Source organism: Pseudomonas sp. DSP3-2-3 (genome assembly GCF_049898225.1).
Lineage (GTDB): Bacteria > Pseudomonadota > Gammaproteobacteria > Pseudomonadales > Pseudomonadaceae > Aquipseudomonas.
In genome coordinates this window covers 16,026-35,107 of the sequence record NZ_JAFCXH010000012.1, presented here as the reverse complement: position 1 = coordinate 35,107, position 19,082 = coordinate 16,026, and the positions used below count along the sequence as shown (strand labels likewise).

Genomic DNA, 19,082 nt, shown 5'->3' with positions numbered 1-19,082 from the left:
GCCGCGCGCAAGTGTCGCTTTGGTCAATGGCCGCGTTCGGGAAAATCACCGGAAAACAGTTCGTCTTCGGCATCCGGGCTGACCGGAATCGCATGTTCTTCCGACGCCCAGGCGCCCAGATCGATCAGCTTGCAGCGCTCGGAACAGAACGGCCGGGCAGGGCTGGCAGCGCTCCATTCCACAGGTGCGCCGCAGGTTGGGCAATCGACGGTTTTTGCTTGGCTCATGACTGGCCTCCAGACAACGTTAAATAGAAATGATGCAGCCGCTCGACTTCGCTTTGCAGCCAGGCGTGATCGCGGTCGTTGACCAATACTTCGTCGGCATGTTTCAGCCGCTCTTCGCGACTGGCCTGCACCTTGAGAATCGCCTGGACCTGCTCCTCGCTGGAACTGTCGCGCAGCATGGTGCGCTGCACTTGCAGCTGTTGCGGCGCGTCGATCACCAGCACGCGCTGGGTCAGCTTGTATTGGCCTGACTCGATCAACAGCGGCGAAACCAGAATGGCGTAGGGCGAAGTTGCACTGGCCAGATCGCGCTGGATTTCCTGCGCAATCAACGGATGCAACAAGGCTTCCAGCCAGCGGCGCTGCTCGGCATCTTCGAAAATCAAGCCGCGCAGGGCGCTGCGGTTGAGGGTGCCGTCGGCTTGCAAAACGGTGGGGCCGAAATGCTCGACGATTTTCACCAGCGCAGGCCGGCCCGGTTCCACCACCCAGCGCGCCGCGTGATCGGCATCGACCACGTGAACGCCAAGGCCGATGAAACACTGCGCTACCGCGCTTTTGCCGCTACCGATGCCACCGGTAAGGCCGAGAATCCAGGGTTTGAAAACGCTGTTGGTCATTTGAAACCGGCAAACTGCAAATAAGAGGCGGTTATTTGACCACCCCAGAGCAAAGCGATCCAGCCTGCGATGGCCAGATAGGGACCAAAGGGGATCGGCGTGCTGGTCGCCACGTTGCGCACACGCAGCATGATCAGGCCCAGAACCGCGCCGACTAGCGAGGACAACAGGATGGTCAACGGCAATATTTGCCAGCCGCCCCAGGCGCCGAGCATGGCGAGCAACTTGAAATCGCCCTGGCCCATGCCTTCCTTGCCAGTGACCAATTTAAACAGCCAGAACACCGACCACAGCGTCAGATAACCCGCCACCGCGCCCCACAGCGCATCGCCAAGGCTGGTGAACAACCCGAACGAGTTGACGATCAGCCCCAGCCACAACAACGGCAGCACCAGCGCATCCGGCAACAATTGATGATCAGCATCGATCAAACTCATCGCCAGCAAACCCCAAGTCAACACCAGCATCGCCCCGGCCTGCCAGCCGAAGCCGAAATGCCAGGCGATAAATGCCGACAACACGCCGCACGCCAGCTCCACGAGTGGGTAACGCTTGCTGATCGGCGCCTTGCAACTCGAACACTTGCCGCCGAGCAATAGATAACTCAGCACCGGCAGGTTTTCCCAAGGGCGAATCTGATGCGCGCAATGCGGGCAGCGCGAATGCGGCAGGATCAGGTTGAACGTCTCACCCGCAGGCTCGGCAGGAAGACCGAGCATTTCCCGGGACTGCGCTTTCCAGTCCTGTTCCATCATTTTTGGCAGGCGATAGATCAGGACGTTGAGGAAGCTGCCGATTAACAGGCCCAGTATCAGTGTGGATAGGACGAAGGCGATGGGGGAGGTGGCCAGGAAGTCGAGGAGGGACATTGTTAGACGACGCTTCCGAGTTTAAATATCGGTAGATACATTGCGATAACCAGACCGCCTACGATAACGCCCAATACCGCCATGATCATAGGCTCCATAAGGCTGGTGAGGCTGTCGACCATGTTGTCCACTTCGTCTTCGTAATAAGTAGCGACTTTATCGAGCATTGAATCAAGTGCACCTGACTCTTCGCCGATGGCAGTCATCTGAATCGCGAGGCTGGGGAAAACACCGACCGAGCGCATGGAAAAATTGAGCTGCATGCCGGTCGATACATCTTGCCGCACTTTCATTACGGCATTTCGGAAGACAACGTTGCCGGTTGCTCCCGCTACGGAATCCAGTGCTTCGACTAAAGGTACGCCAGCGGAGAAAGTGGTTGACAGTGTTCGGGCATAACGAGCGACCGCTGATTTATAAAGCAATGGACCGATGACGGGTAGCTTCAATAAGCCTCGGTCGATGCTGTCGCGAAATTTCTGGGACTGCTTGTAGGCACGTTTAAATAGGAAGTATGCGGCAACCATTATTCCAAAAATGATGAGCCACCACTCCTGGACGATGTTGGAAAGTCCTATCACCATCAGGGTGAAAGTGGGCAGGTCTGCTCCAAATCCTTCAAATATCGACTGGAATTGCGGAACCACTTTGATCAGCAAAATGCCCGAAACGATGAATGCAACTATTAGCACGGCGATTGGATAGGTCATCGCTTTTTTGATTTTAGCCTTGAGTGCTTCAGTCTTTTCTTTGTAAGTGGCCACCCGGTCGAGCAGGGATTCCAGTGCGCCCGCCTGTTCGCCGGCGTCTACAAGACTGCAATAGAGGTCGTCGAAGTACTTGGGCTGTTGCCGCAGTGCAGTGGCGAAACTATTCCCCGCTGCGACTTCCTGCTTAACGTCACCAATCAATTTGCGCATATTCGGGTTGTCGGCACCTTCGATAATAATGTCGAAAGACTGCAACAACGGAACGCCCGCTTTCATCATTGTCGCCATTTGGCGAGAGAAAAACGCGATGTCCAGCGGCTTTATTTTTTTGCCTTGGCCAAAAATCGAAACGGATTTCCTTCGCACTTTTAGCGGATTGATACCCTGTTTGCGCAATTGCGCCTTGATTAAGGCAATATTATGCCCGGTCAATTCGCCGGTCATTTTGGCGCCTTTCTTGTCCGTGCCTTCCCATGTGTAGGTGCCGACTTTTACTGCTTTGCTGGCCATGGTCAGTCCTTGGTCACGCGGTTGACTTCTTCGAGGCTGGTAATGCCTTGCATGGCCTTCATCAGGCCTGACGTACGCAGGTCATTGAAGCCGTCCTTGCGCATCTGGATGGAAATATCCAGAGAGTTGCCTTCTTCCATAATGATCCGTTCCAGCGCCGGGGTTTTCTTGACCACCTCGTAAATCCCGACGCGCCCCTTGTAACCTCCGTTGCACAGATCACACCCAACCGGCGCATAAATCTTGAATTTGCCGATCTGATCTTCCGGGAAGCCTTCTTTGATCAAGGTTTCCCGGGGTATATCCGCTTCTTTTTTACAATGCGGGCACAACTTGCGCGCCAATCGTTGAGCAATGATCAGGTTAATGGCCGTGGCAATGTTAAATGCCGCAACGCCCATATGGTGTAAGCGGGTCAGCGTTTCCGCAGCGCTGTTGGTGTGCAGGGTCGACAATACCAGGTGACCGGTCTGCGAAGCCTTGATGGCAATCTCGGCTGTCTCCAGGTCGCGAATCTCGCCAACCATGATGACGTCGGGATCCTGACGCAGGAAGGCCCGCAGGGCTTGGGAAAAGTCCATTCCTTGACGCGGATTGACGTTTACTTGATTCACACCTTCAAGGTTGATCTCCACCGGGTCTTCGGCAGTGGAAATATTGATATCAACGGTGTTGAGGATATTAAGGCCGGTATACAGCGATACAGTCTTACCGGACCCGGTAGGTCCGGTGACCAGAATCATGCCCTGAGGCTGGCGCAACGCTTCCAGATACAGCTCTTTTTGTTCCGGTTCATAACCCAGTGCATCGATACCCATTTTGGCGCTGGTGGGGTCAAGAATCCGCATCACGATCTTCTCGCCCCAAAGCGTCGGCAACGTATTGACCCGGAAATCGATGGCTTTGGTTTTCGAGATGCGCAGCTTGATGCGCCCGTCCTGAGGTTTGCGTCGCTCGGAAATATCCAGGCTGGCCATAACTTTCAAGCGTGCAGCGATCCTGCTGGCGAGATGGATCGGCGGCTTGGCAACTTCGTGCAAGATACCGTCGGTACGCAAGCGCACCCGGAACATTTTCTCATAAGGTTCAAAGTGCAAGTCAGATGAGCCCAGGCGAATGGCGTCCATCAGCATCTTATTGACGAAGCGCACCACTGGCGCATCGTCTGCATCGTCCTGGCCTGCGATGGATGTTTCTTTGGCGTCCTCTGCAGACTGGACTTCTAGACCCAAGTCGACATCGGCCATTTCCCCCATGCCGCTACCGGAGTCGAAAAACTTTTCGATTGCATCGCCGAGTTTGTCATCTTCTACAAGTATGGCTTCAGTAGTGAGCCCGGTATTGAACTGAATATCTGTAATGGCTTGGTGATTGGATGGATCTGACACCCCGATAAACAGTTTGTTGCCGCGCCGCCATAAAGGTAGCGCTTGGTGCTGGCGGATGAGTTTTTCGCTGACCAGTCCTTTGGGCTGGCTCTCCTTATCCAGGCATTTCAGATCGAAGAACGGAATCCCGAACTGATCGGACGCCATTTCCGCCAGAACCAGTGCCTTGACCAGCTTGTTCTGGACCAGATAGTTGACCAGCGAAACCTTATCGCGGCGTGCTTGCTGGAAAGCTTGCTGCGCAGCTTTTTCATTCAGAAGCTCGGCGACAACCAATTGTTTGGCCAAACCGGTGAGGACAACATCACTCATAAAACCACCAGACACAGACAGTGTGAGGTTTATAGCGTAGTCAGGCGATGCTGCCAATGATGCAAGGCAATGTGACGAAATTTGTCAGTTTGTGCGTGGAAGCTCACGCTGAAAGTCGCTATTGAGACGAAGCGAGTAATAGAAGGCGGTAATATTTTGTTGGCACGACCTATGCTTTTGTCTGGGTAGGCAACATCTTATTGACGCAGCGGAGCAGTATCCATGAAGGCACAGAAAGGTTTTACTCTTATCGAACTGATGATCGTTGTTGCGATCATCGGGATTTTGGCGGCCGTTGCGCTGCCCGCATATCAGTCATATATTAAGAAGGCCGCCTATACTGAAGTCACTAGTGCGATGGCTCCAGTGAAGTCCGCGATTGGCGTATGTGTTGCTCAAGAGTCCTCCCTAGCAGCATGTGACACTGTTGAGGAGCTCGGCTTGACATTGCCAGCAGCGAAAGCCGGCGGTGCACTGAATAGCGTGAGTGTCACTGCTACCACGGCGGCGGTCGTTGGCGTACCCAACAATTTCAAGGGCATTGTGAGCACAGAAACTTGTACTCTGACTCCAACTTTGACCAGCGGCGTTCTGACTTGGGTTTATTCCGGTGGTTGTGAAACCCAAGGTTATGTCAAAAACTAAGTTTGAGTCGTGGGTTTAGGGTTCTATCCGGTGGCGTTAAGGGGGGGCATCGTGCTAGATGGTGGGTTCTCTTTTTTTCGCTAGCATTTTGGGTTTACAGCCGAAATAGCTCAGCCCGGTAGAGCAGCGCACTCGTAACGCGAAGGTCGCAGGTTCGATTCCTGTTTTCGGCACCGAACACGTTCTTTTCTGTTCCATGCGGTACCTCGCTGTAACCCTTTAGAACGCTTGATACGCCAGCCCCGCTTATGCGGGGTTGTGCGTTCTTGCGTTCTGTTCCTTTCTGTTACCACGCTTTTTAGGTATATTCATAGGTATATCAGCGGTTCGATTTCGAGACGTATACCTATGGCACGCACCGTACCCCCCCTTACCGACACCAAATGCGAAGCAGCGAAGGCCAAAGAAAAAGACAGCACCCTCTTTGATGGCCAGGGCCTTTTCCTGCTGGTGAAGAAGAGCGGGGTGAAGGTTTGGCGGTTCAAGTACAAGCGTCCAGACGGTCGGCCGGGTCTCGCGACGTTCGGCAACTATCCAGCACTCAGTCTGAAAGCGGCTCGCAGCAAGCGTTCAGCCGCGCTTGAGAATCTGGCTGTCGGGATCGATCCAATGGAGCATGCCAAAGAGACAAAGCGCCAAGCGGCAGCGGAGCGACTCCAGACGTTTGAGCTGATGGCGCGCGAGTGGCATGCGGCCAACGTCAGAAAGTGGTCGCCTGGCCACGCCAATACGGTCATGCGCCGTCTTGAAAACCATTTGTTCCCTGATCTGGGCAAACGTCCTGTAGCCGAATTGAAAGCTCGCGACCTTATCCCGCCACTGAAAGCGGCAGAGGCGCGCGAGTCGTTGGATTTGGCCAGCCGCCTGAGAAACTATCAGGAGGGCATTCTTCGTTACGCGGTCCAGCACGGTTTTATCGACAGCAATCCAGCGCGCGACCTGGTTGGCATCACCGCGCCCGCGCAGACGGTCCACCGCCCCGCGCTGCCACTGAATCGACTGCCCGAACTGCTGCAGAAGATCGAGGGCGACACGGGTAGGCCGCTTACACGCCTAGCGCTGAAAATGATACTGCTGGTGTTCATTAGGTCTAGCGAGCTGCGGTTTGCACGATGGGGCGAGATAGACCAGGGCAAAGCCATGTGGGAGATACCTGGACAACGGGCTGCCATAGAGGGCGTAAAGCATTCGGTGCGTGGCTCGAAGATGGGCACCGCGCACATGGTACCGCTCAGCCGGCAAGCGCTTGAAGTAGTCGACCGGCTGAAGTCCCTGACAGGCAAGCACGCGTTGGTTTTTACTGGGGACCATAAATCATGGATGGCCATGAGCGATGCGACGATCAATAAAGCCCTACGGCGCATGGGTTATGACACCAAGGTCGACGTCTGCGGTCATGGCTTCCGGACCATGGCTTGCTCGGCACTGGTCGAGTCCGGCTTATGGTCACGCGACGTTGTAGAGCGGCAGATGAGCCACAAGGAGCAAAACTCTGTCCGGGCAGCTTATGTTCACCGCGCCCAGATGCTCGACGAGCGCCGCCTCATGCTTCAGTGGTGGGCGGACTACATCGACGCAAACCGTGAAAAGCATATAACTCCGTTCGATTTTGCTCACCGTGGGGAGAATGCCGCCAACGTGGTGACGATCAAGCGCGCATGACAAGTTTTGGCTGATCTAGCCCGACGGGGCGAATCGCAGGCTTCCCACCTGCTTGGTCAGCCTATCTATTCACAGTGGGGGCGCCTGGGAGGGCGAATCAATGGGAACAGAAAGTTCTTTTCCGCCTTCGTGGTTCAATATTCAAAGCTATCGAGGCACCGAGGATTTCGGCGCCCTTCAATGGTATGAGCAGCTATGTCGACGCCAGTCTTTACTGCATGGCTACGTGTTCGGGGAGAAAATTGGCCAGGCCCTAGAGGATCGGTTGTGGCGTATCCATGTCGCTGACGAAGCCAGGGCTATGAGGATGAGGCCGCTTGAGTCGGTGCCAGTTACAGGTCTCGCGATGCCAGATGCTCAGCCTATTGGCGATCTACGAGTGATGGATCTAATGAGCCAAGCCGATCGAGATCGAGACGCCCGCAGATTTGGACTTTGCGATAAGACGGCAACTCAGCGCTGGAGAGTTATTCGTAACCCGCAAGCATCATTTTTTCGGCATGAGCGACTTTCCCAGCAGCCTGTAGTCATGGATTACTACGATATTCGTAAGCCCCCCCGAGCAGTGATTCAAGTCGACCTTGGCGCAACCGACGCCGCCCTCAGAGCGGCCTTTCAGCTATGGCTTGATGCTGCGAGAAATAGGGACGCTCTGACCTCAAAGGCTACGCCTGAGGCAGTCGCTGGTGAACTCAAAAGGAAGGGCAAGGCCAGGTTGCCGGGAGATGAAGACAAGACCCGGAAAGCAACATACGACCGTTACACAAAGTACAAGCTGCTTCCCTATCTCGATTTGGCATTATGGGCAATGGAGACCGACACAAATGTGACTTGGCCCATGTACGCTGAAGCACTGTGCGACGGTCATTACCGGACGCATGATGACATCCGGAAAACCACTCACAATAAATATGCGGCCCCACTTATGCGGGATCTATCCAAGTTGAAGGCGTTTGTCGGCTATGGAGAGTGAGATTTAGAAGCGGTCGGAAGCTTTCTAAGGAACATTTGTTCCGTCAAGTTTCTCGCTAGTTTACTCGCCGCGACCCCAAACGTTCCGGGCATTAACGTAACTCCTATCAACACAGGAGAACGGAAATGCTCAACATCAAACCTACCTCAACCCCGAAGCCTGAAGCGCTCCCAGCGCTGATGACCAAAGCGGAAATCGCATCTGAACTGCGCCGGTCGCCCGGCGCGGTAGACCAGCTCCGCGCACGTGACAACACCTTTCCAAAACCTCTCCGCGAGGGCGACCACCGCCGGGGGCGAATCTACTTTGTGCGTGCGGAGTTCATGGCGTACCTGAGCCGTCGCCTTGAGAGTCGCGGGGAGGCAGCATAATGGCCGCGATCAACAACGAACTTAGCGTTATCAAAGACGGACTATTCGTCCTCGCCATTCGCGGAAAAATGTTCAACTCGTCGGTGCTGCAAGTAGCGGCCCAGCCGGTTCCGGCTATAGGTTTCCTTATCAACAAAGACCAGCTCCCCAAGATCCATGACCTGGCCACTAATGCCGGGCTGCCGCTGGCCGAAAAATATGCTGACGTAAGTGTGGTTGCTGCTCAGCAGGACGAATATTTTCGAAGACTCAAAGCTCCCAGGATCGCAGAGCGGGTGCCCGGCGACATCGGTCGACGAGCCAAGCTTACTGAGCATGGCGGCATTCTGGGCGAGATTGATTACCTTCCAGGGGTATGGCTCCACCTTGACCTCGCCATTTCTTACGCGAAGTGGATCGCCGCTCGTAACGCACCCGTTCAGAAAACGCCGCTTCTGGCATTCCTCGAAAAGAATCTACCGACCAAGGAGGCGCCTCGTGAGCGTCTAGCTCCCGCAAAGCCAAAGACGGTAATGTCTGCCTTTGCTGGCGAGGTTGACTGTCAAACCATGAAGGATCTGGAAGCTATCGACCGCTTGATGATGGCTGATGGTGTTTCCGCGGCTGAACGCACCGTGGTACTACGCGCTCGCATTGACCTGATGCAGGGAGTCTAGAATGAAAAAGGCCACCCGTTCCGTAGAACAAAGCAGCCTGTCGCACGGCGATGTTACCACTGCTACTGCTCCGAACAAGATCTGCCGTGTTCTCGCCCATATGATTGATGGGCATAGCCTCAATCGGTTTGAGGCAGAGCGCATCGGCGAGCATTGCCTGCATACAACGATTAGCAGGCTTTGCAACTATCACGGCTTAGCGTTCACCCGTCATGCCGAGGCTGTTCCTAACAACTGGGGTAGTCCATGCAGGGTGGTTCGCTATTCCCTACCAGTGGCTCAAAGGTCGCGAGCCATGCTTCTGCTCGCGATGTTGGCGAGCGCTGCGGGCCAGCGTCGTGAGGTGGCGGCATGACTTCATACGCAGGACATACCGTTCAAGATCATCAGGACTTTCTGTTCGATGAGCTACTGCCGAACATAGTCAATTATGCCAATAGCAACCAGACGCCCCCGGAGGTTGTGGTGATGGCTGCTTTTCTAAGCCTGGCTACGATCCTCCAGAGCAAAGGGCTCGGCCGCGACACACTGATGAAGGCAATCGATGTGGCCCGTCTCAACACCCATGATGCGCCTGGAGGGTTGCACTAATGCCCCTGACCATTAATAGCCAGCGATGCGGCCGGTTTGCACGCGAGATTATATTCACGCCAACGCCAAGGGATCCGAAACCCGTGGTTGCATCAGGCGGGGTCGGTCTGTATTGTTTACCCGTCGCTGCCAATTCAGCGATCTGGGTGTGCAAGCCCGGCAAGCATAAGGAGCACAAGCTCCACCAAACAGCGCGGAGTTTTTTTTCGCCTGCATTTTATGGTGGTGCTGTGTGGGAGGACTTCGGTCCTGTCGGGTTCCTTTTGCCCCGATCTTGCACACCTGCACAGCGCTACCGCCTTTCATGTGCAAGTGAAGCCGGTAGCTCCGCAGCGAAAGGAGCATCACCTATGCAGTTTTCAAGCACTCAAAATCCGCCCGCCACATCCGGAAAAGCGGCCGCACATCGCGCCATGGCCATCGCCGCGCTCCATGCAGACAGTTCGCTGAGCGTTCGCTTGGCTCGTTACAACACGCACATGGACAAGGCCCGAAGCTTGGATGCCAAAGACGCTTGCAGTCTGGGTACCTCAGCTTCGCACATGAAAGTTCCTCCGCTCAGCCAGCGCAGCGCCGCCAGCCAAAAGGCCTAGAACATGAAAATTCAAAAAGGCGCACTTGCGCCAACGGCCCCGGCTTGCCCAAAGAAAGCCACCGAGCTTTTTTATGTTAGTCATCCAAAGGTCGTAAAGGCGTTGCTTGGCCCGTTTCTGTGCGCTGCAGATGCCGAATGCGGGCGCCAGGTAATGCGCAACCAGTTGGCGGTGGTGACATCCGGTCTCGCCGAGTCGATCGATGAATTCACTTATTGGCGCGCCATCAACAATGGCCAGGTATGTCGAGCCTTCGCCGGGAGAATCGCCAATGAGTAGCTTAAGAGCCGTCGCTTTGTTCCCCGTCTTGGTGTTCAACAGGCACACGTCAGTCAGCCTGCAGTGGAGCGCAGCGGCGGGATTAACCGACCCTATAAACGCGTCTCTACTGCGCTTGAGTCGCTAAATGAGAAAGAAGAGTCGCCTACCTTTCGATAGCGTCGGGGGGGTGGTAGTGACACAACGTCGCTTGCTGGCCTCTCCGGCATACCTTGGCTTGAGTGCCCAGGCGAAGGCGCTCATCACACTATTGCAACGACACTGGACGCCGGCGGGCCCTGTGGGATTTGGCGTACGTCAGGCGGGGCAGGAAATACCCTGTTCTCGAACTCTTGCCATGAGGGTGTTCAACGAGCTCGTCGAAGCAGGATTCATCGTGCTTGTAGATGAAAGCCTGTTCTGCAGCCGTACCCAATCGAAAACGCGCACTTGGCGGCTCACATGGATGCCGTGCTGGAACAATAAGGCGCCGTCTAACGAGTGGGAAAAACCAAAGCTTTCGATTCTTACCGGTCCAAAAACGATACCTGTGGCAATTCCACAGGTATCGAATATGGACCATTGCAGCCATTAAACGTATCCACAGGTGTCGTTTTTGGTACCTGTGGACACGCTTTTCAGAGGTTACAGGTACCAAATATGGACCACTCCTACGTAAACCATACCCATACATCTTCTCTTCACTTTCCTAGCCGTCATTGGAGGGGCTCGCAATGATCCCTAAGTTAGTGAGCGACCTGCATGCAATCGCATCGAAGCCAGGCGTAACGCCCGGAACTCTGCTGATCGTCACCCGTCGGACCTGCCGGATCCTCCTCGCTGTCCGCGACGGCATCTGGCGCGAGCGCAAAGACTTTCTGCGAACAGTGCTGAAGATCAGCCGGGATCTGCCGCGCTCAGCTCGCGACATCGAAATGCTTGTAGAGCTCGCCGACACTCATCGTGCTGCCGAGTATGAGTACGCACGCGCGCGGCTGGTGGAACTCGGACGTCTGCTGTCCTCTGACGGCAGCGCGGTGGCCGAACGCCTCGGCTTCGATCGGCTTTGCGACATCCTCAACGTGAACCCTGCCCGTCGCTCCGAGCTTCACTTAGAGCGTTGCAGGACATTGCGCGGCCTGATCTTCGAGGCAAACGTCGAGGACAGTGCTGACATTGAAAACGAAGTCTGGGCAGGTCGTGGCCCGCTCTGCGAGGCGTTCTACGCCGCTCATAGTCACGATCTAGTGCAGAACAGTTTAAGGGTGCTTGAACAGCCTAGCAGCTGAGGAACCGCCCCCGCCGACTCTCATATCGCAGTGCTCGACCAACCAACTAGGAGTTCAATCATGAGTCACCAGACACACTCAGACGCCAATACCCATACAGATAAGCATCTTTCCTTGGTAGATCTATCTCCGGCGCTAAAAGCAGCTGTTTTTATCAGCGTCATCAAACCGTACTCGCTACTCGGCGAGCAGGAGATCATTGAGGATATTAAGCACCAGATCAGCCTGGTCCTTGCTGGCGACCTTGCGCGGCCTGAGGCGATGCTTGCCGGGCACGCCGAGGCGCTGGATGCGCTGTTTTACAATCTGCTCTCCCAAGCTCAGCGGGCGAAAGATCCCGAAGCCGCAGCCACGCTGATTGGCTCGGCGGTGAAGGCACAAGAGGGCTGCAGGTCGGCAGTTGAAGGTCTCGCGACATTCAAACGAATGGCCGCCACCAGCCTGTAGCAGCCTTGCCTGCTAGTTCTCCCCATCCTTGTTTGCTGGTTTTCCGCAAGCTGACAAGGATGGGGCTCCCGGCACCTGGTGCGGGAGTCTGATAGCGATCAACCAGCAACGGAGGGTACAGCGTGCATGCATTGAAACAGAGGGTTTCAGAGGATTTACGCAATCAGGTAATTGATCTGCGCCGCCGCCACTCGCTAAGGGAGGTGGCCACGATGACGGGTTTACCGCTGGGGACGGTGAAGACCCTGGTTTCACGCTCAGGCGCATTTCGTGACAACGACCAGCACCGGGCATTGTTCACGCTTCCAACCATCCGCGTTAGCGCCAGCACCGCGCCGGCCGTCCAGGTCTTGCCGTCACAGCAACGGGTCACAGGCGACAAGGAGGTCGACGCATTGCTTTGGCTGCGCAGTGTAATCGCCACCGGACAGCCTGGCCCAATAGCAACCGCTCTTGAGGCTGCGAAGAAGATCAAGACGCCTCTCAAAGAGCTTGAAGGGCGATACACCGCATTCTTACGGCTTACTAATCCAGACAACCCATTCGCGACGTTCTCATCCATCGGCTTCGCTGATTTGGAAGCGCTGGCAAGCAAGTCAGTAAGGGATCAGGCGCTGAGGGTGGAAGGGGCTGCTCGTTTCGGCGATTCTCTGTTTGCTGACACTGCCGCAGAGGTATTCTGTATCAAAGCTATGGACGGCCTCCAGCGGCGCGGCAGCATGCTGGACTTCGATAAAGACGAGGTAGCGGCCAGGTTTCACGCTCGCCCAGACCTTATGCCTAGAACGCTGACTGACTGTCTTTGCGAGTTGAAATACTGGAGCCATCTCTACTGGCTCCGCAATGTCGTCGATATTTACGGCAGTGATGGCCCGCCCGAATCGACAGCCCGAGATTGGTTTGTATTCGGCTTGTTGGCAGAGATCCGCCCACGGGACAAGACCGAGGCGTTGGCTGTGTTTCGCTATTTGGTCGCTAGTGAGCGCGATGGTATGGCGGAGAGCGAATCCATCCTGTGCAACCTAATCGGATGACGGCCCGCTCGCTGCTCGGCCGGCAATGTTCAGAAATCCCGCGCCACGAAACGCGATTGCAGAAATCGTGGCGCGGATAAAACAGAGCAAATGATCTCACTGAGAACATATTGTCTATCTCGCTGGCCACAACGCACGCCGTAACCGGTGGCGGTAACCACCAAAAGTAACCAGCCGAAAGTGGTTACCAGTCGGGAGGACGCAAACGCCACCACCACACCACCCGACCACGGTGATGTGCCCCAGGGGCATGGTGAACATGACCACACCTTGAGGCAGGCTGACGCCGACAATCTGATATCCACTCTGTGGCGTTTCCACCGCTCGGAAGCGGTACCGATAAAATCGGAAGTAGAACCGAATCAACTCGATGGGGCCGAGACGTCTCATTCAGCCGAGCCGATAATCCGTCTCAAAGATACGAGCAGATGTGCTCCTAGTTGAGCACATCACTCCTGTCGTCATCGCCGACCAAAAGTCATTGAAGGTTAAGCGCCAGGAAGCGCTCGACGTCATCAATCATTCCTTTGACGTCTCCAGGATTGAATCTGTCTGCGTCACCGTGCGCGGCGGCGTTCCGAATACCTGCCATCGCCGTGATACGTTTCTGTTGGATCGAATTGTAGACCCCAGACTTCGCTAGATCCGCATTCATCTTGTCGAGCTTTCCGAGATCAATGCCGTGATCTGTGCACAAGTTTCGGATTGTGGTTTCCAACACCACTCCGGCAATTACCGCAGCGGCCGTTGCGTAACCACTGGAAAGCAACTCACTCGCCTGCTCTAGTTCGCTGCCAAAAACCTCTGCATGTACAAGGTCTCGCAAAGTATTGAGATAGCCGCCTTCAAAATCCTCTTTGGCGGCTAGGAATACCGCTCGCATTTGTTTGAGCACATCGTAATTCGAGCCCATCATCGTATGCCGCGCCGACTGCAGGCTTTGCACATGGTGGGAACCTTCCCCACAGGCTCCCGTCAGTAAGGTTTTTGCTTTGATTTGCCAATTTAGCAGGGCATTTTGGTCGACATAGACTGCTTGGGTACCAGTCAACTGACTGACCGACGTCGTCTTAGACGCGGCGATTTCTTCAAGCTGACGCTCGAGTTCGTCAAATCGCCGCCTGAACAACTTCGTCATTCTGTATTCCTTATCTCGGAGAAATGGGGTCCCTGTGCGCCGCTGATACTGCGCTGCGGCCCGGGAAAGTTTGTATTAGACATTGGAGTCTCTCTGTATTCCGATCCGAAGTGCCGGAAAGTATGCAGATGCCGGCAAACATTCCGGCATCTCATGCCTGAGTGGGATACGTGGTGCCGGGTCTAAATCTGGCATAGCGTCCGCCCTCAGGATGGGCTGTTTTAAGCGATGCTTACCAGTCGGCCGCAGCTGGAATTCAAATTCAACCAAGCCAGGCTATTCTCGATCAACACATTTCCCACCTTTACTCAGTCACATATACCAGCAACATCACTTAGCGATGGGACACGGAAATGGGGCGTAACACTGAGCAGAACAGCATCTGTGCGGCGGCAACCGTCGTTTCGATAAATGGCCAGCACAGACCAGCGCGGGAGTGGGCGGCGCTTCGTGGCCTGAAATGGCAAACCGTGAAGATGCGCCGGTATCGCGGCACAAACTGGGATGAGGCTTTCGCTAGGCTCCATCAAGGGGGACCGCTTCCCAGATCCGGGACGTCATTGGCGGCTTGAATTGCTTCAGTCTTCGGTTGCGGTGAGCGCCTCAGTCACATGATCTGTACTTGTGACTAACGCTCAACCCTTTCGGAGTAAACATACATGGCAACCGGCGATCTCGACGGCGACATCGGAACAGCGGGAATGACATCGGCTCAACGCGCGGCGCTCAAGGCAAGACTCGGCCAGCAAACCGGCGAACTCCGCAGTGCGCGGATGAACCTCGCTGATTTGGGCTCAGTTACCCGACAAACCAGTTTCGACGTAAGCAACACCTCAGCAAAATACCTATCCCCGACTGGCACTGGCCCTGCAGCACAAAGCGGTGGGCCTGTTGGTCGCGCCAGCCAACAGATCGGCGGTCCAGCCCCACTACAAGCGAGCCCTCAGCCAGAGAAGCCCGCCAGCTTGGCCGACGCCTTTTCAACCGGAGTCGGTGATGGGCGATCAGCCATTTATGCAGGTGTGGGCGCCAACGGTGAAGCCTCGTTCAGCAATGCGCCATCGTCACTGAACAGCCTTGCTACCAACTTCACCGCCCCGAAGTTGCCGCCCGAGCAGCGTGTGACTTCGTTGGCCCAATATGCGCCGCAGGGACTAGCCCAGGCAGCAACCATGCAGCCGAGACAAGGCGCTCAACCCATGGCGCTTGAAGACCTATCGCCAGGCGGCCGAACCGTGCCTGCAGCGCCTCAGCGTCCTGTATCGCTGGCTGACATCATGCCGGGCACTGGAGCGGCGCCTGGACGGAATGCCGACCTCGCATCACTGGGCTCGGCGCGAAATCTTGGCGACGGGGTCGGCACGTTCAGCCAAGCCGCTGCCGGTGATTCAGCGCTGGCTATGGGTCGCTTCCAAAAGGCTAACGATCTGCGTGACGCATACGCCGATCAAGACCGTCAGCGCAACGCCATCGCAGCTCAGACCAGAGACAGTCATTTCAACGTTGTTCGTGACAGCACCCAGCCGGTTACGCGCAGAGAGCTTCAGTTCAATGAGGAGCGTAAGGCGACGACGCAGAGTTTGGCGAATGCGGTAACCGGCTCTCAGGCAATTATCGACAACCGTCGTCAGGGTGTTGCCGACGATCAGCAGCAGCGCCAAGCCAACCGCCTAGAGAGTCTGCACGCCGCAGCGTTAGGCCCAGACGCTACCGCTGAAGACCAGGCTGCCTTGCGTAGGGCCTTAGATCCGACCGGCAAGGATGATGCTGGCCGGCGGCTTAACGAGGCGCAAATTGGCCAGGCAAACGCGCGGGCGGATAACTACCGAGCAGACAGCGATAAAAAAGCCGGCCTGCCAGTCTCGCTGCAGAAATATGAAGATGCTGATATCGAGGCTATTGGCGGTACTCGCTCGATGAACTCTGAGCTAGGCAGAATCGACAAGCAGCTCGAAAGTGGTGCTCTAGTCCTAGGACCGTGGGAAAACGCCGTCAGCGCTTCCCGCAATGCGATAGGGGCCAGTGACGAGAACAGCAAGAATTATGCATCCCTCAATTCGACTTTGGAAAAGCTCAGGAATCAAAGCCTGGCGTTGAACAAGGGCACCCAAACTGACGGTGACGCTCAGCGAGCCTGGAATGAGCTCGTCACCAACATCAAAGACCCCGGGATCGTAAGGCAGCGGCTCGCGGAAATCAGCCAGCTCAATATGCGAGCCGCTTCACTCAGGGGTGCAATGCTCAACAACCGTCGCACTAGCCAAGGTGCTAAGTCCTTGAGTGTGGATAGCATTCTCGGTCCGGACCCACAGCAGCCTGACCAGCAGGGAACCCCGCAAACCCAAGGCGAAAACGGTCAGCAACCGCAACAAGCCACAACCCAGCAACGCGGGCCCGTTTATACAATCAGCACGGCCGATCAGTTTGCAAGACTGCCGTCGGGTGCAGACTTTATAGATCCGCAAGGCAACCACCGGAGGAAGCCATAATGGCCGCTTGGGATGACTCTCCAATCATCGTGCCGGCTGCCGCAAGGCCCAAGGCGACCGCCGGAATTTGGAATGAAGACGGTGCGGATGCGGATCATGCTGTACATCAGCCGCAGCCGGGTATCGCTTCCTCGACGCCAGTGCAGAACGCTTGGGAGGCTGCTCCGATTATTACACCGGCCGCGCAGATGGGGGGTGGCGCCTCGTCACCTGCAGGTGCGCAGGATAGACCCTGGTATGAGAAGGCGTTCAGCGACACGGAGCAAGACGTGGGCGCGGGCACCGCTGCTCTACGCAGCGCAGGCGACGGGATCACGTTTGGCCTCCAGGATGAAATCCTTGCCGGTCTCGACGCCGCCGCACAGCCCCTCTTTTCGATTCCTGAAAACGGTTCATCGGCAGATAGCTGGCGCGAACGGTATGACGAAAACGTCGCTAATCAGCGGGCTCAGTTGAAGACGGGGCAGGAGCAGCACCCGTACGCCTCAGTCGCGGGATCTATCGCGGGCGGCGTCGTTCCAGCGTTGGCCACAGGAGGGGCATCCATGGCAGGTCAAACTGTCGGCCGTGCCTTTACCCAAGGGGCCGGGATTGGCGCTGTGTACGGCGGCCTTTATGGCGCAGGCTCAGCGGAGGGGGATCTTGGACAACGGGTACCGGGAGCACTCCAGGGCGCAGCCCTGGGTGCGGTCGTAGGCGGTGCGCTGCCGGCCGTAATAGGCGGTGTCCGTGGAGCGGCCAATGCCATTACATCCCCAGAGATGCGGGCGCAGGCTCAGCTCAACAAGGCGCTTGATCGCGATAATCTGACGCCCGAGCAGTTCCGCCAGCAGTATGACGAGCTGGCTACGCAGCAGCCTGGATCCGCCATCCCAGCAGACGCCGGCGGCGAGAACGTGCGCGGCTTGGTTGAGCGACTAGCAAATTCGCCAGGCCAGGCGCGCACAACGGTAACGGACACCCTGACCAACCGCCAAGCCGCACAAGGCGAGCGACTCACCAATACAGTGAAGTCATTGAGTGGGGTAAGCAGATCGGCAGACGCCGCGATCGATCAAACAATGGCGCAACGCTCTGCTGAGGCTGCGCCACTGTACGCCGCAGCCCATGCCGAAGAGGTGCCGTGGTCTCCACAATTGCAGGGGCTTATGGGCAGGCCAGCCATGCAAACGGCCTATCGTGATGCCCAACGTCGCGCCGCCAACCAAGGGCGCACCTTCGACGGTCAATTCATGGAAGTTGGCGCTGATGGTGTCGTGACGCCGCGATCGGTACCCAAAACCAAAGACCTGGACGTCATTAAGCAGAATCTCGATGGACAGATAGAAAGCCTGCTTGGTAGTGGTGCCCGCTCCGAAGCGCGCGACATCATCGGAATCAGGAATGAGCTGGTTGGGATCATGGACGCTAGCGCGCCGACCTATGCGAAGGCTCGCGCGGTGTTCGCCGGGCACAGCCAGTACATGGAAGGCATCGAGCGGGGGGCTGACATCCTGGAGAGAAAGGTCACCCCGGAACGCTGGGCCTCTGAGTTTGCACGCCTCAACCCATCCGAACAAGAAGCGGTGAGGATCGGTGCCGTCTCTTCGATCATCAGCAAGATCGGCAACGATGCGGCGGCAATGCCGGACGTCACCAAATACCTACGGTCGCCAAATGGCCGTGCAAAAGTTGCTGCAATGCTTCCGGATGACGCTTCGCGCGCCATTTGGGAAAACTCACTGAAGCATGAAATTAGCGTGTCGAAACTCAGCGGAAGAGCGCTAGGGAATAGTGCGACGGCTCGACGCCAGGCGGAAATGGACGAGGCGAATGGCGTCATCGGTGATTTGGTAGCTGCCGGGTTCGCCGGTGCCAATCCGGCTACAGGCATCATGCATACGCTTCTGCGTTCTTTGCCGCGGGCAGTCGGTTCGAAAATCAACGAGCGCTCAAACCGGATACTCGCCAAAGCGCTCACATCTGCCGATGGCCTGTCAGCATTGAAGGGCGTTCAGCCGCGAACACTGGTCGGCGGAGTTGTGCCGGCAGTGGGTGGGGTGGCCGCAGGTCAATACGCAGGAAGCGCCGCTGCCGCCCGTGGCGCTCCAGCGCGCAATCGGGCCGCAAGGCAGCAGCGGGAAGAGCAGGCCGCGACGTCTGGCTTTTACCCGACGGTGATGGCTGCGAATGCCGCGCTACGGGAAGCAAGCATCAGGGAAGGGTACGAAGCGTACAGGCCCGAGGGAAGCAAGGTCTGGGCAGTAAGGCCGAAACGCGAAGCTGTCGAGCTACCAGCGACAATAGTCCGGCCGTAGACG

At 56.5% G+C, this 19,082-nt stretch carries 20 protein-coding genes and 1 tRNA gene; 15 read left to right on the top strand and 6 right to left on the bottom strand.

Annotated features, from left to right (window positions below; translation table 11 throughout):
- Positions 1–23: 23 nt before the first annotated feature.
- Genes yacG through pilB form a run of 5 tightly spaced genes read right to left on the bottom strand, consistent with a single transcriptional unit; the run spans position 24 to position 4,636 of the window.
- Positions 24–227: a DNA gyrase inhibitor YacG gene (yacG, locus tag ACP7E4_RS15480; protein WP_426115881.1), complete on the bottom strand. Its 204-nt coding sequence runs from the start codon at positions 225–227 to the stop codon at positions 24–26.
- Positions 224–847: a dephospho-CoA kinase gene (coaE, locus tag ACP7E4_RS15475; protein ID WP_426115883.1), complete on the bottom strand. Its 624-nt coding sequence runs from the start codon at positions 845–847 to the stop codon at positions 224–226. Before coaE ends, yacG begins: the two co-directional genes overlap by 4 nt.
- A complete protein-coding gene (locus ACP7E4_RS15470; RefSeq protein ID WP_426115885.1) occupies positions 844–1,716 on the bottom strand; it encodes a prepilin peptidase in 873 nt (290 codons plus the stop codon). The genes coaE and ACP7E4_RS15470 overlap by 4 nt, the downstream gene beginning before the upstream one ends.
- 2 nt (positions 1,717–1,718) lie before the next feature.
- Complete coding sequence (locus tag ACP7E4_RS15465; protein WP_426115887.1) at positions 1,719–2,936, bottom strand: type II secretion system F family protein; 1,218 nt, start codon at positions 2,934–2,936, stop codon at positions 1,719–1,721.
- A 2-nt stretch (positions 2,937–2,938) separates the two neighbouring features.
- Positions 2,939–4,636, bottom strand: a complete 1,698-nt coding sequence (gene pilB, locus ACP7E4_RS15460) for a type IV-A pilus assembly ATPase PilB (protein WP_426115889.1) — start codon at positions 4,634–4,636, stop codon at positions 2,939–2,941.
- A gap of 222 nt (positions 4,637–4,858) precedes the next feature.
- On the opposite strand from pilB, the gene ACP7E4_RS15455 reads away from it, so the two are divergent.
- From ACP7E4_RS15455 to ACP7E4_RS15395, 13 genes are all read left to right on the top strand, one after another.
- On the top strand, positions 4,859–5,281 hold the full coding sequence (locus ACP7E4_RS15455; protein ID WP_426115891.1) for a pilin: 423 nt from the start codon (positions 4,859–4,861) through the stop codon (positions 5,279–5,281).
- Positions 5,282–5,380: 99 nt separating this feature from the next.
- Positions 5,381–5,454, top strand: a tRNA-Thr gene (locus ACP7E4_RS15450).
- Positions 5,455–5,629: 175 nt separating this feature from the next.
- Positions 5,630–6,943 (top strand): tyrosine-type recombinase/integrase, encoded by a 1,314-nt coding sequence (locus ACP7E4_RS15445; RefSeq protein ID WP_426115893.1) that lies wholly within the window; start codon positions 5,630–5,632, stop codon positions 6,941–6,943.
- A 100-nt stretch (positions 6,944–7,043) separates the two neighbouring features.
- Positions 7,044–7,916, top strand: coding sequence for a DUF6387 family protein (locus ACP7E4_RS15440; protein ID WP_426115895.1), 873 nt, complete (start codon positions 7,044–7,046; stop codon positions 7,914–7,916).
- A 125-nt stretch (positions 7,917–8,041) separates the two neighbouring features.
- Positions 8,042–8,287, top strand: coding sequence for a transcriptional regulator (locus ACP7E4_RS15435; protein ID WP_426115897.1), 246 nt, complete (start codon positions 8,042–8,044; stop codon positions 8,285–8,287).
- On the top strand, positions 8,287–8,943 hold the full coding sequence (locus tag ACP7E4_RS15430) for a hypothetical protein (RefSeq protein WP_426115899.1): 657 nt from the start codon (positions 8,287–8,289) through the stop codon (positions 8,941–8,943). Before ACP7E4_RS15435 ends, ACP7E4_RS15430 begins: the two co-directional genes overlap by 1 nt.
- A gap of 1 nt (position 8,944) precedes the next feature.
- Positions 8,945–9,298: a hypothetical protein gene (locus ACP7E4_RS15425; protein ID WP_426115901.1), complete on the top strand. Its 354-nt coding sequence runs from the start codon at positions 8,945–8,947 to the stop codon at positions 9,296–9,298.
- On the top strand, positions 9,295–9,534 hold the full coding sequence (locus ACP7E4_RS15420) for a hypothetical protein (protein ID WP_426115903.1): 240 nt from the start codon (positions 9,295–9,297) through the stop codon (positions 9,532–9,534). The genes ACP7E4_RS15425 and ACP7E4_RS15420 overlap by 4 nt, the downstream gene beginning before the upstream one ends.
- 350 nt (positions 9,535–9,884) lie before the next feature.
- On the top strand, positions 9,885–10,127 hold the full coding sequence (locus ACP7E4_RS15415) for a hypothetical protein (RefSeq protein ID WP_426115988.1): 243 nt from the start codon (positions 9,885–9,887) through the stop codon (positions 10,125–10,127).
- Between the two features lie 3 nt (positions 10,128–10,130).
- A complete protein-coding gene (locus ACP7E4_RS15410; protein WP_331150932.1) occupies positions 10,131–10,406 on the top strand; it encodes a hypothetical protein in 276 nt (91 codons plus the stop codon).
- Between the two features lie 713 nt (positions 10,407–11,119).
- Positions 11,120–11,674 carry a hypothetical protein gene (locus tag ACP7E4_RS15405; RefSeq protein WP_426115905.1) on the top strand — a complete coding sequence of 185 codons (555 nt, stop codon included), beginning with the start codon at positions 11,120–11,122 and terminating at the stop codon, positions 11,672–11,674.
- 60 nt (positions 11,675–11,734) lie between these two features.
- The gene (locus ACP7E4_RS15400) at positions 11,735–12,121 is read left to right on the top strand and encodes a hypothetical protein (RefSeq protein ID WP_426115907.1); all 387 of its coding nucleotides are present in this window, start codon (positions 11,735–11,737) and stop codon (positions 12,119–12,121) included.
- A gap of 122 nt (positions 12,122–12,243) precedes the next feature.
- A complete protein-coding gene (locus ACP7E4_RS15395) occupies positions 12,244–13,155 on the top strand; it encodes a hypothetical protein (protein ID WP_426115909.1) in 912 nt (303 codons plus the stop codon).
- Between the two features lie 478 nt (positions 13,156–13,633).
- On the opposite strand, the gene ACP7E4_RS15390 is transcribed toward ACP7E4_RS15395, so the two are convergent.
- Positions 13,634–14,293, bottom strand: coding sequence for a DUF4145 domain-containing protein (locus ACP7E4_RS15390; RefSeq protein ID WP_426115911.1), 660 nt, complete (start codon positions 14,291–14,293; stop codon positions 13,634–13,636).
- A 659-nt stretch (positions 14,294–14,952) separates the two neighbouring features.
- Here ACP7E4_RS15390 and ACP7E4_RS15385 point away from each other — a divergent pair.
- Entirely contained in the window at positions 14,953–16,782 is a 1,830-nt protein-coding gene (locus ACP7E4_RS15385; RefSeq protein ID WP_426115913.1) for a hypothetical protein, read from the top strand.
- The gene (locus tag ACP7E4_RS15380; protein ID WP_426115915.1) at positions 16,782–19,079 is read left to right on the top strand and encodes a hypothetical protein; all 2,298 of its coding nucleotides are present in this window, start codon (positions 16,782–16,784) and stop codon (positions 19,077–19,079) included. The genes ACP7E4_RS15385 and ACP7E4_RS15380 overlap by 1 nt, the downstream gene beginning before the upstream one ends.
- Positions 19,080–19,082: the final 3 nt, after the last annotated feature.